The organism is Pseudomonadota bacterium (assembly GCA_030859565.1).
Taxonomy (GTDB): domain Bacteria; phylum Pseudomonadota; class Gammaproteobacteria; order JACCXJ01; family JACCXJ01; genus USCg-Taylor.
The window spans coordinates 1-11,641 of record JALZJW010000123.1; the positions used below are offsets into that span (position 1 = coordinate 1).

Sequence of the window (11,641 nt, forward strand, 5' to 3'; positions counted from 1 at the left end):
ACGCGTCGTCTTGCTGTACTTCTCGAAACCCGTGCCCAGTGTCATCTGTTTGCTCATTGTCGTCCTCGGCTCTGTGCGGTCAACCTACCGATCAGATCGTGGACTTTTGCAGAGGTTCCTTAGTTATATCGGCGAACAACCGGAGCTCCTTGTTCGGCGCAAAGTAGGCAGCGCCGATCTGGTTCATGACCCGCTCCGCTTCCTCGAGGATCCGCGGCTGGCCGAAGAGGCGGATCGTGTTAACGATCACGTAGAGCTGAACGAGCTTGGCCGGATCATCGAGCTCATGTTCAAACGCATCGGCAAAAAGCTTGGATGCCTCACGTATGAATTCACTGTAGAGCGCTTCGCGACGGGCGCGATCCTGCATGCGCTGCATCGCCCGCGCCTGCGAAAACTGCGTCACCCAAGTTGTCGCAACTGATGCGAGTGCGCCGATCGCGGAGCCGGCCAGTGCCGCCACGGCCGAGAAGTAGGCTGCATCCATCTTTCACCCTCCAGTGTCGCCCCGCTCCACTCCCGTTGGAACAGCATGTGAGCAACAGATCACGACCGACCAAACATCAGCGGCGAGTTACTGATTTCATTTCTTGTCAGGCGTCGTCAGGTTCTTCTCGTCGGTATTGACGACGAACACGGAGCCAGCAGGCGCGCGGATTCGGTCTCACTCGCGTTTGCGCTGACGGCATGATGATCGCCAGGCATTTCGTAGAAGCTGCCGACAACCGACAGCGCAACGTGATGTCCCACGCCAGCGGCCGCTTCCGCGGCAAGAAGGTTACGACCCGAGTCTCGAAGAATTCCAAAACTGCCTTGTCCTCGAACGACGGCGAGTTCGCCACGTCGACGACAACCTGCGCACCTGCAAGCGCTTCAGCCAGCCCCTCACCAGTGATGGTGTTGACGCCCGAGGCGGGCGACGCCGCCACTACCTCATGGCCGCTCTGACGAAGTTTGGTTCACGAGCTTTGTTCCGATGAGCCCGGTGCCACCAATTACAACGATTTCATGGCATACCTCTCAATTTGTCGCCCGCAAGTTGGGGGGCCAGTGTGTCTAAACATATGTTGCATTAAGCTATGCAGGCCTTGGACAATATTCCTTGGTATTACCGCGGAACTCGGGGAATAGGGAATAAGGATTTTAAAGATTTTAAACGCCCTTTTTTCTCGAAAGGGAAAGTACTGCTGAAGCTGTGGCATGTCAATCACGCGAGTCGGTGGTGAAGAATGGAGATATATTCGGTCGATTCCTTGGCCCGAGGCGCCACGTGTTGAGGTCTGGTGAGAGTGGATGCCAAGGGGGATTGTCGGCTCGGGGAGCTGAACCGGATGGGAGGCGTTATCGGTTGGGGATTAGGCCATTTGGAACAGGTCGAAGACCTGAGCCGGTAATCGGGGCGGTGCACGGATGGGCAAGCCGAGATGCGCGAGGATCTTGGCGATCAGAAAGGGAGTTCGCATCGTAGCAGTGGGGGGGCCGAGCAAGCGAGGCGCAATGCGGTTATGCGAGCCCCAGGCCGCCATCGACGGCGATCACCTGTCCCGTCATCCATTCGGAAGCCGGATCGGCGAGCGACACGATCCATCGGGCCACATCACCCGGATTACCGCGCCGCTTGAGCGGTATTCGCTCGCGCTCCTGCTCCTTGATGGCCGCAGCCTGTTCCGGTGAGAGCCCCATCATTCCTGTCAACGCGCCCGATTCAGTCGGCCCCGCTGCGATGGCGTTAACACGCACGCCATGAGGAGCGAGTTCCAGCGCCCAGCAGCGAGTCAGGTGCTCCAATGCCGCCTTGCTAGCGGCGTAATGGGAGAGTCCGGCCACCGGCTTGTGACCGAACGCGCTCGATACATTGATGATCGTTCCCTTCGCCACCGCTAAATAGGGAAGCGCCGCCGCGGCGAGCAGGCTCGGGCCAAGCACGTTCACGGCAAAGATCTTCATGATCCGATCGGCCGTGGCGTCGGCCAGCGGGAGGATGGCACCCGCGCCGGCATTGTTCACCAGCACATCCAGGTGGCCCCATGTGTCGACCGCCTTCGCAATGGTACGCACAGCATCGTCAGGCGCGGCCGCATCCGCGACCAGGCCAGCAATATTGGGGTGATCGGCGGCCGTCTCTTCGAGGGGCACCGCGCGGCGCGCGGTGATGATTACCTTTGCGCCTTGCTTCGCAAAGCTCAGTGCCGCGGCCCGGCCAATGCCAGAGCTTCCGCCAGTGACAATGATAACCTTATCGTTCAGCGCGCACATGAAGTTTCCTCTTCACAGTTTTCGGGACAGGAGAAGACATGCCGAACCGAGCGATCCGTTCCGACAGCCGACGTCTTCTTTGCTCCAGCACGTCGAGAAGATCCTCCACACCCCAAAGTGCCGCCGCCCTGCAGCACCAGCGCACGCCGCTGCGGCGCAGGCCTTCGATGAGCGCCCTGGCCGCGGCGACGACCATTTGCGGATCGCCACCCTCCTGGCTTGGCCCGATGGCGCTGATCACCGCATCGTGGCCCGCGACCCCACGCCCGCAATGCTCGCAGGAGCGAGCACGTCTCCCGTGCCGCGGCGAGCCTTTCGTGCCGCAGATCGAGCTTGGCGGGGTCGCGCGCTATTGCTGTGACCCGGTGCCCGCGCGCAAGCGCTTCTTCAGCGATACGGCGGCCGATCATGCCGCCCGCCCCGAACAGTGCGATTTTCATCGTGACCTCCTGATCCGCAAATGTCAACCCCAAAACCGGGAACTGTCCATGCATCCTCACCAAGTCCTGTTGCGATGACAAACCTCCCAACGGCCCTTGAATGATCGGGTACTCGATACCAAGCCGGGTTGTGAGACTTGTCCTGGTCCAGGATGTAGACTCGAATTGCGTTGCCATGATTAACCTCTTGTGTAATGAAGGCGGCAGAGGGGTTCCTCTGCCGTCTCGTTACTCTGCCACTCCAGGATCACCTCAAGTTTGACTGGCATGCCTAGCGGTAAGCTTGCGACACCGAGCACCATGCGGACTGAGGTCTTCTCTTTCCCAAAGATGCTTTCGAAGAGCTCGGAAGCGGCATCGGCGACCTTCGGCTGATCGAAAACATCTCCAGACGTTGCCAGGTAGATTCCCAATCGGACGACCCTCGTGACTTTATCGAGCGTGCCCAGATGAGCTCGCGCTGCAGAGAGTGCACTCATACTTGCCGCATAAACCGCATCGCGCCCAGACTCTGCGTCGAGTTCTTTTCCAAGTCGACCTACGTATTTGGGCTTGTGATTCACCACGGGCAACATCCCGCTGAGAAAAAGCAGTCGTCCGGATTGCACCGTTTCCACGTAAGCGCCGAAGGGCGTAGGCGGTGTCGGCAAGTCAATTCCAAGCTCCTTCAATCGCTTTTCAGCGCCGACTGACCGCGAGTCGCCCGCCCCTACCATTTACCGCTGTGCGCACCGCCGTCCACGTGCAGCACCTCCCCTGTGATCTGGCGAGCTTCCGTCAGATAAACGACAGCGCTGGCAATGTCCTCAACGGTGGAGATTGAGCCCATCGGCGAAAGCGTTTTTAGAAAGTCCTTCGGATCGTCGGCGTGAAGCGGGGTGTCGACGATCCCCGGAGCTACGGCGTTGAATCGAATGTGCTCTTTCGCGTACTCAGAAGCCAAGCTTCTCAATGCTGCTTCCAGGCCACCTTTAGTGATCATAGGAAGGGAAACGGGAACGCCGTCAATCGGATTCTCGACCATCGAGGTGGTGATGCTCACGATGCTGCCGCCCGACTTCTGTGCCTGCATCTGTTCGACCGCAAGCTGCGTGATGTAAATGAAGCCTTCGAGGTTGGTCGAGACGAGAGCGCGAAAGTCTTCTGCCGTGTAGTCGGTGAAGGGCTTCACTGAGTAAATACCAGCATTCGCGACCACAGCATCGATCGAGCCGAACTTCTTGATCGCGAGTTCCGCGACCTTCTGGGCTGTCTCAAGTTGACCTATGTCACCGTCGATCAAGGCGAGGTGGTCGGACGCTGAAAGCTCCTTCGATTTCGTCGCGCTCCGCGAGGTTCCTACGACGTTGTATCCGCGCGCCAGAAACGCTCGGACGACGCCCGCGCCGATGCCTTGCGAGGCTCCCGTAACGATCACTGTCTTCTGTTTGCTTGCCATATACGACTCCTGTGTATTGCATTTGCGGAAGGCCGGCGGGTCAATTTGTGATCCGCGAGTCTGGCCGCGTAACGTGAATTTCTCTTGTCGCCTTACATGAGAACTGATTCATGTAACTAAAATTAACGCAGCGATCTGAACGCCGAGCGGTTCTAATCAGCGAAGCCGAGCAGTCCGACGTGGTATCCAAGCCGGGTTTCTACATCTCCAGGTTTGTGAAAGCCACGCTCAAATAGCGTTCGAATTCGCGCTTGGGCCGCGGGGGGCGCCCCAGCGAAGCGATAAACGCGTCCCACTCGGGCGCGATCTCTGCGTCGGTAGGCAAACTATTCAGGTTGACCAGACGTTTCGTCTCTGCGATTGCTTGTTTGTCGAAAGACGAAATTCTCGTAGCAAGCGCGTCAACGAACGCGTCGAGTTCAGCGTCAGGCAACGAGCGATTGACGTAGCCATATAGCTCCGCTAAGTCGCCTCCGATATCGTCCGCTCCGAGCAGGACTTCCAGGGCACGTCCCCGTCCGATCAAGCGCGGCAGCCGGGCCATGGGGCCACCGCCGGGCACCAGTCCTGCGCCCACCTCCCACTGCGACAAGATCGCCTTCTCACGGCTGGCGAAACGCATATCGCTGGCAAGCGAAAGCTCGCTGCCGACGCCGGTCGCACGCCCGCGAATGGAGACGATCGAAACGACGGGAGAACGGCTCAGCCGCACAAGCATGTCGGGAAGCTGTTGCAAGCCCGTCGGACCCGTGGGAAGTCGCGTCGAATCCTCAAGCTTCGCCAGAAAGTTGTAGTGCGTCAGGAAAAATCCATTGACGGCGCTGTCAATGACGACAACCTTAACTTGCTCGTCAGTTTCCAGCGCTGTGATGATCTCGTTGAGCTGCGGAATAGTTTCCGGGCCAAAGATGTTGAGGGGCGGGTGATTAAACGTCACGCGCCAATAGGCGGGCGATCGTCGCGTCAGCACAATCTGTTTAGTCATCGTTGTGTCGGTCATGTGTAGCTCCTCTTGAAATAGCGCCCTGGTTATCGACTCGGCCCGCAGGGCAAGATTCGTCCGAGCCTCGTCCAACTTTGCCGGGTCGAGGTTCAGTAACGCCGCAGCCAAGTTCTCCTCGAGATGGCGAAGGCTCAGTACCCGGGATTTCCTTTCGCGTGGCGCTGATTCGTTATCCGCCTACGGGAACCGACGCCAGCAGTTTGATTAGTTCCTGGGCCGCCGCTGTTGAAGACGCCGGGTTCTGCCCGGTGATCAAGTGGCCGTCGACGATTGCGAAACTTTGCCAATCGGCGACCTTCTCGAAGTGGCCACCTAGACGCTTGAGTTCGTCCTCGAGCAGAAACGGAACTACCTTGGTCAGGTGAACGGCCTCTTCTTCAGTGTTTGTAAAGCCTGTGACGCGTTTCCCCTTTACAATCGGTTCGCCGTTGAACTTTGCGTGACGCAATGCGGCTGGAGCATGACAGATCGCGACGACAGGTTTGCCTGCGTTGTAAAAAGTTTCGATCAAAGCATTCGAGATCGGATCTTCAGCCAGGTCCCACATCGGCCCGTGACCGCCTGGATAAAAGATCGCATCGTAGTCCTGCGCCTTCACGTCGGACAATCTCATCGTGCTGGACAGTACGGCCTGCGTTTTGGGATCGTTCTTGAATCGGCGTGTCAGGTCGGTCTGCCCCGCGGGTGTGTCGCTCTTGGGATCGAGCGGCGGTTCACCGCCTTTGGGGGAAGCGACCGTAACGCTAGCACCCGCATCGAGGAACGTGTAATAAGGGGCGCAGAATTCTTCCAGCCCGAACCCCGTCTTCCTCCCTGTATTCCCAAGCGTGTCATGAGACGTCATTACCATCAGAATGTTCATTGTGTTTCTCCTTTGTTCAAACATTAGAAAGCTAACAGTTGCATTAGGTCAGAAGCGTGGAGACGAATCCATTGGACGAAGGTATCGATCGATACCTTCGCTGGGGATCTGCGCTGGCGGTTCCACGTGACCTATCCAGCTTACCTTTCAGCTTCTCAACTCGCGTACCAGCTCGGACCGATCTGGACGGATCTGGCTAAGCCGCGTGTGATCAAGCACTTAGCTTGAGTGCGAAGGACGTGAAAGAAAATCCATAGAGAGAGTGGAGGGACAGTGGCGGCGCTATTTCGCCAGTGAGGCGATACTTCGTCACCCTTGGGTGCGGGAGATGCCGAGCTTTTCCATGCGGGAGCGCAAGGTGCTTCTCTTGAGGCCCAGTCGTTCGGCCGCCCCCTCGGGCCCGCCGATCACCCAGTCTGTTTCCCGCAATGCTTGTAGGATGTGATCGCGCTCGACGTCTTCGAGCGTTCTCAACCCCGAGGGCGCGGCGGAGGATGCTCTAGGCGTAGATGTCAATTCCGGCAGCGGCACGCGAAGCATCCCGTCGGTTGACAGGATCACGGCGCGCTCGATCACGTTCTGCAGCTCCCGCACATTGCCCGGCCAGTGATGCTCAGTCAGCGCTTCCATCGCCTGCCCCGGAATGCTTTCAATTGCCCTGTTCATCCGCCGAGAGAATTTGTTGACCAGGTGTCGCACGAGAAGCGGGATATCCCCAGCGCGATCCCGTAATGGCGGGACGGTGATGGGAAAAACGTTCAGGCGGTAATAGAGGTCATCACGAAACTTCTGCTCCTGGACCATCTGGACCAGATTGCGGTTGGTCGCCGCCACCAGCCGCACATCCGTCTTGACGGTTTGAGCACTACCGAGCCGTTCGAATTCCTGCTCCTGCAAGACCCGCAACAGCTTGGGCTGCAATTCCAACGGGAGCTCGCCGATCTCATCGAGGAATAGCGTTCCTCGGTGCGCGAGCTCAAACCGCCCGGTCCGGCGCGCGATTGCGCCCGTGAAGGCGCCTTTCTCGTGGCCGAAGAGCTCACTCTCGATGAGCTCCCGAGGTATGGCCGCACAGTTGACTTTCACGAACGGCTGGACGGAGCGCGCGCTTAAGTCGTGAATGCTCCTCGCGATGAACTCTTTGCCGGTGCCGGTCTCCCCGAAGATGAGGACGGTCGCATCGGTCGTCGCCACGATCTCGACCTGCTTGAGCACGGATTTTAGAGCGGAACTTGTACCGATGATATCACCGAAGTTGTGTTCGGTGCGGATTTCTTCTTCGAGATAGAGCTTCTCTTTGGCGAGCTTGTCCTTGAGTTCTTCGATTTCGCGAAAGGCCAAGGCATTCTCAAGGGCAATGGCGATCTGGTTGGCCACCTGACTCAGCAGCTCCGCATCTGCCTCCGTGAAGTTGCCGTCGCGCACACTGGCCAGGTTCAAGGTGCCGAGGATGCGGCTCGGGGTGATGATCGGAAGGCAACAAACGGAACGAACACCCTCGGCAATCAACTGCTTGACGAACGCGGAATGAAACTGTTTCAGATCCCCGGCATTCACCAAGACCGGTTTGCGTGCCGTAAAGGCCACGCCGGCGGGGGAATCGTCGATCGGGGCTTGCATGCCCTCCTGGATCAAGCCCTTGCCCTCGGCGAAATCCAAGGCGTGCAGCCGCAATTGGTTGCTGTCGGCATCGTAGAGCGCCAGGCTCGTGTATTCGTGCTGGATCACCCTGCGCAGGCTCGCGGTGATGGCCGCAAACAGAGGCCTCAATTCGATGTTGGAGACCACTGCATTGTTTACCTTCAGAAGAAGGCGCAGGTGGTCGCGCTCCAGATCCAATTGGCCCTGTAGCCGCTTGCGCTCGGTGATGTCTTCGACCAGCGCCAGGGTAAAGCCGGGCGTGCCCTCTCCGCCGGGGACCCGGGAAATGTCGTTGCGCACCCATAGGATCTGACCGTCCTTACGCAGGTAGCGCTTCTCGTGCTGGAACTGCTGTCGTTTCTTTACCAGAAAATCCATTGAGAGGGCCCAGTTGGTCTTTCGGTCGTCCTCGTGTGTGACATCCAGCCAGGAGCGCGCGCGCAACTCTTCCTCGGTGTAACCCAGCATCCCCTGATAGGCCGCGTTCGTTGCGAGGAAATGCCCGTCCAGGTCGGTCAGGGCAATGCCGATGGCGGAATTCTCGAAGACCTGCCGCCAGCGCGCTTCGCTTTTGCGCAGCCGATCTTCTGCCTGTCGCCGTTCCAACTCCGCTCCCGCCCGTACGGCAAAGATCTGCAGCATGGATTCGGCGAGCTTTGGATTGGCGATCGGGCGATTATAAAGCACCACCATCAGGCCGAGGGCACAGCCGCTCGAATCAAGAAGTGCTGTTCCCACATACCCTTCGACCTTCATATCTACCAACAAGCGATCCTCAGGAAACAATCGCTGCACGCCGCTCGGGTATGAGCACATACTCTGGCACACCACCTGTCTGCAGGGGGCGTGGGTTAAATCGTATTCAAAGTTATCCACAATCTTGCCCTGGGCGCATACGGCGATGGTTCTTACCCGCTCGAGGTCGTTTTCTATGAGCTCGGCGATGAAGGCATGATCGGCTTGCAGGGCTCTGGCAAGATGCTCGACCAATGAACCAAAGAACGTTTCACCGGCCGCAGCGGAAACTCCCTGGGCGATGCTAAGTACGTCCTCCTCTGCCCGGCGGCGCTCGGCCGCGCCCCGGATGAGGGCTAGGATAAATGTGTTCCCGTCGACTTCAACCCGATCCAACGAAACTGCCACAGCGATCTCACTGCCGTTCTTACGCCTCGCGTAGAGTTCCCGCTCGGGATCCTTCGCGCTCATGTCAGGCTGGAGCCGATCAAGGTGGTCTTTTCGTGCCTCGCGGGGTGGGCGCTGGAAGAGTTCTGGTAGAAGGACGTCGACAGTCAAGCTCAGCAAGTCGTCACGGGGGTATCCAAAGATCTCCTGAGCCTTGGCGCTGACCAGCACGATCCTGCCTTGAGGCTCGAACATGACCAAGGCGTAAGGCGCAAGCTCGGACAAGCGCTCGAAATCCGCCAGATTCCCGGAAATCATATCGGTACTCTTTAAGGGTCAGCTCGGCCAACCACCGCAACCTGGACCGAATCCCTCTGGTATTGGCCTCAGGAAGCGCTTCCTATCGAATGGACCTTCCGGTCTTTCAGCGCGCCACTGGCCGGAGGAATGGGTCTTAACCAGGCCCGGGGGCAGTGCGAGCCGGTCATCAACATCGCCGAAATGGCTTGGCGATGGTAACAGAGGTCCACCGACCATCCCGTGCGGCAACAGCGCTTTAAGCCGGAGGACCAGGAACCAGGTATTGATCAAAATCATTGAGGCAAAGTGGCACGATTCTGCCGCAAGCAACAAGCCCGTATACCAGTTCGTGGGAAAAGTCGAAGGAAAAATGTATGGCCGAGGCCTCTTCATTTCCATCCAAGGTTTCAGTGAAAACGTCGTCCAGAGCGTGGTGAGGGGAAAGGCTCTACGCACGGTATTCGTCGATGGCGAAGGCTTGGTTTTGGTCCTTGAAGAGCACCTATCCTTCATCCAGATGATCGATCGGAAAGTGAAGGCCGCCCAGATAAAGGGCCTTATCTATGTCAATCCCGTATCGAGCCAAAGCAAGATACGCGACCCCTAACATTACGCCACTCAAGGATTGGACGATTACTTTATGGCAATTGAAAGCGCTGTCCGTCGCAATGGGGAGCCGGCTTCAAGCATCTCCACGCCTTCACCGCGGCAATGTCGAGCAGCACTCCGCGAGTCACGATGCCTCCCAACTTCTCAACACCCAGCTTGTTGAAGCCGCTTCCAGTGACAACGTCATCCATCTTGAAGCAGTTGTACAGCACAGTGACGAGAGCATCGCTTTGCGGATCATGAGTACCTCCTATGTCCGTTTATCGGAATAATATTGAAGATCGATTGACACGCTTTGGATGCGATATCAAGAGCACGCATTCGACGAGGTCAACCAAGAGATGATAAATAGATGTCCGATATACGGACTGGTGTTCAGCGACCGCGATGAATGCTGAACGAAGCGGCAAAAAAAATGTTTCCGAGTCCGGCCTACCGCTCGGCAACCTCAACCATGCGGTCATTCTGCTGACTACGATTGCGCGCGGTTCACGCAAGGGCAGGTCGTTGACCTAGTGTAGTGCTTCGTTTTTCCTGGAACTTAAGCGGCGATTGGCGCGAATGACCTTTTGCAGAATGTCGTTGGCCTTGGCGGTCCAGACGAAGGGCTTGGGGTCATGGTTATGCACTGCGATATATTCCTTGATGGCGCTGATAAGTTCGGGGAGGCTGCGGAATACACCGCGGCGCAGGCGTTCGGTGGTGATGTCGCGGAAGAATCGTTCGACCATATTGAGCCAAGAGGCCGAGGTCGGGGTGAAATGCACATGGAAGCGCGGATGTTTCGCAAGCCACTCCCGGACCTTGGGATGCTTATGGGTGGCGTAGCTGTCGCAAATCAGGTGCAGGGCGTTGTCCTTGGGGGGTTTCCCGATCAATCTGGCGCAAGAAGGTGAGCCATTCGTGGTGACGGTGACGATTGTCGCAGCGAGCAATGACCGAGCCGTCCAGCGTGTTCAGTGCGGCAAACAGGGTCGTGGTGCCATGACGCTTGTAGTCGTGGGTCAGCGTCCCCGCACGGCCCTTCTTCAACGGCAACCCAGGCTGGGTACGGTCCAGGGCCTGCACTTGACTCTTCTCGTCGCAGCACAGCACCAGCGCATGCTCGGGTGGCGACAAATACAGTCCGACGATCTCTTGGAGCTTCTCGGCGAATTGCGGGTCACGCGAGACCTTGAAGGTCTCGACCAAATGCGGCTTGAGCCCATTGGCGCGCCAAATCCGCAGCACGCTGCTGTCGCTGATCCCGACCCTTGCCGCCAGCGTGCGCGTGCTCCAGTGTGTGGCGCCCTCCGGTGTGTTCTGAGTCGTCAGACGCACGATCTTGCCGGCGTTGATGCGGGGCTTGCGGCCGCTACGCGGCAAATCGGCTTCAATGCCCGACAGCCCCGCTTTGTGCAAAGCGCTTGCGCCAACGACTCACCTGAATTCGCCCAACGCTCACCTCTCCTGCGGTCTGGTGGTTGTCCATACCTTCGGCCGCCAACAGGATTATTCGTGCCCGTCGTGCCAGACGCACACTGACGGTGCTCGACCGCGTACATCGTTGCAGTTGTTGCCGTTGTTGTTCTGTAAGTTCGATCACACTGGCTGTTCGCATGGTGGCCTCCTCGTTCGATCTCCCAGATCAGATCGACCGCAAGGCCTTTAGTTCCATCAATTACGAAGCACTACACTAGCTTGTCGCACGCACTGCGCTATCACGCCCGACCATCCACCGCGTTGCGTGCGAAAAGCACGGCCTGGGTGGGCGCGACATTGTAGCTCTCCGTGAGCGTCAAGGTGCCTTGGGCATGGAACCGTTCGGCGAAGGTCTTAATGGAGGAGAAGCGCGCATAGCGGTCACACACGGGTTAAGCGAGCACGTCCTTCAAGGCCTTGAGCGGCAGCGCGCGAATGACTTTCCGCGCAGGCTTCGCCTTGATCATAATATCCTCGCCGGTTAGCGGATTGCGTCCTTTCCGCGCCTT

The 11,641-nt window shown here is 58.2% G+C and carries 11 protein-coding genes and 3 pseudogenes; 2 read left to right on the plus strand and 12 right to left on the minus strand.

From position 1 onward, the window contains the following. Window positions 1-91 precede the first annotated feature (91 nt). From M3436_15850 to M3436_15865, 4 genes and pseudogenes are all read right to left on the minus strand, one after another. Window positions 92-487, minus strand: a complete 396-nt coding sequence (locus tag M3436_15850; GenBank protein ID MDQ3565524.1) for a hypothetical protein — start codon at window positions 485-487, stop codon at window positions 92-94. 227 nt (window positions 488-714) lie between these two features. Continuing rightward, window positions 715-1,005: pseudogene (locus M3436_15855) on the minus strand (NAD-dependent epimerase/dehydratase family protein). A gap of 498 nt (window positions 1,006-1,503) precedes the next feature. Then, on the minus strand, window positions 1,504-2,256 hold the full coding sequence (locus M3436_15860) for an SDR family oxidoreductase (protein MDQ3565525.1): 753 nt from the start codon (window positions 2,254-2,256) through the stop codon (window positions 1,504-1,506). After that, window positions 2,244-2,666: a hypothetical protein gene (locus M3436_15865; protein ID MDQ3565526.1), complete on the minus strand. Its 423-nt coding sequence runs from the start codon at window positions 2,664-2,666 to the stop codon at window positions 2,244-2,246. Before M3436_15865 ends, M3436_15860 begins: the two co-directional genes overlap by 13 nt. Here M3436_15865 and M3436_15870 point away from each other — a divergent pair. Further along, window positions 2,574-2,774 (plus strand): hypothetical protein, encoded by a 201-nt coding sequence (locus M3436_15870; GenBank protein MDQ3565527.1) that lies wholly within the window; start codon window positions 2,574-2,576, stop codon window positions 2,772-2,774. The genes M3436_15865 and M3436_15870 overlap by 93 nt on opposite strands. A gap of 101 nt (window positions 2,775-2,875) precedes the next feature. On the opposite strand, the gene M3436_15875 is transcribed toward M3436_15870, so the two are convergent. From M3436_15875 to M3436_15895, 5 genes and pseudogenes are all read right to left on the minus strand, one after another. Next, window positions 2,876-3,412, minus strand: coding sequence for a RidA family protein (locus M3436_15875; GenBank protein MDQ3565528.1), 537 nt, complete (start codon window positions 3,410-3,412; stop codon window positions 2,876-2,878). Further along, window positions 3,406-4,134 carry an SDR family oxidoreductase gene (locus tag M3436_15880; GenBank protein MDQ3565529.1) on the minus strand — a complete coding sequence of 243 codons (729 nt, stop codon included), beginning with the start codon at window positions 4,132-4,134 and terminating at the stop codon, window positions 3,406-3,408. The genes M3436_15875 and M3436_15880 overlap by 7 nt, the downstream gene beginning before the upstream one ends. 152 nt (window positions 4,135-4,286) lie before the next feature. Continuing rightward, a pseudogene (locus M3436_15885) lies at window positions 4,287-5,134 on the minus strand (enoyl-CoA hydratase/isomerase family protein). Window positions 5,135-5,306: 172 nt separating this feature from the next. Beyond that, window positions 5,307-5,999 (minus strand): type 1 glutamine amidotransferase domain-containing protein, encoded by a 693-nt coding sequence (locus M3436_15890; GenBank protein MDQ3565530.1) that lies wholly within the window; start codon window positions 5,997-5,999, stop codon window positions 5,307-5,309. Between the two features lie 309 nt (window positions 6,000-6,308). Continuing rightward, a complete protein-coding gene (locus M3436_15895) occupies window positions 6,309-9,080 on the minus strand; it encodes a sigma 54-interacting transcriptional regulator (protein MDQ3565531.1) in 2,772 nt (923 codons plus the stop codon). Between the two features lie 265 nt (window positions 9,081-9,345). Between M3436_15895 and M3436_15900 the strand changes: the two genes are divergently transcribed. Continuing rightward, on the plus strand, window positions 9,346-9,669 hold the full coding sequence (locus M3436_15900; GenBank protein MDQ3565532.1) for a restriction endonuclease: 324 nt from the start codon (window positions 9,346-9,348) through the stop codon (window positions 9,667-9,669). A gap of 514 nt (window positions 9,670-10,183) precedes the next feature. On the opposite strand, the pseudogene M3436_15905 reads toward M3436_15900, so the two are convergent. From M3436_15905 to M3436_15915, 3 genes and pseudogenes are all read right to left on the minus strand, one after another. Next, window positions 10,184-11,271: pseudogene (locus tag M3436_15905) on the minus strand (IS630 family transposase). Window positions 11,272-11,371: 100 nt separating this feature from the next. Further along, window positions 11,372-11,521 (minus strand): SOS response-associated peptidase, encoded by a 150-nt coding sequence (locus tag M3436_15910; GenBank protein MDQ3565533.1) that lies wholly within the window; start codon window positions 11,519-11,521, stop codon window positions 11,372-11,374. 3 nt (window positions 11,522-11,524) lie between these two features. Continuing rightward, window positions 11,525-11,641: HU family DNA-binding protein (locus M3436_15915; protein MDQ3565534.1), on the minus strand; the 117-nt coding region annotated here is incomplete at its 5' end.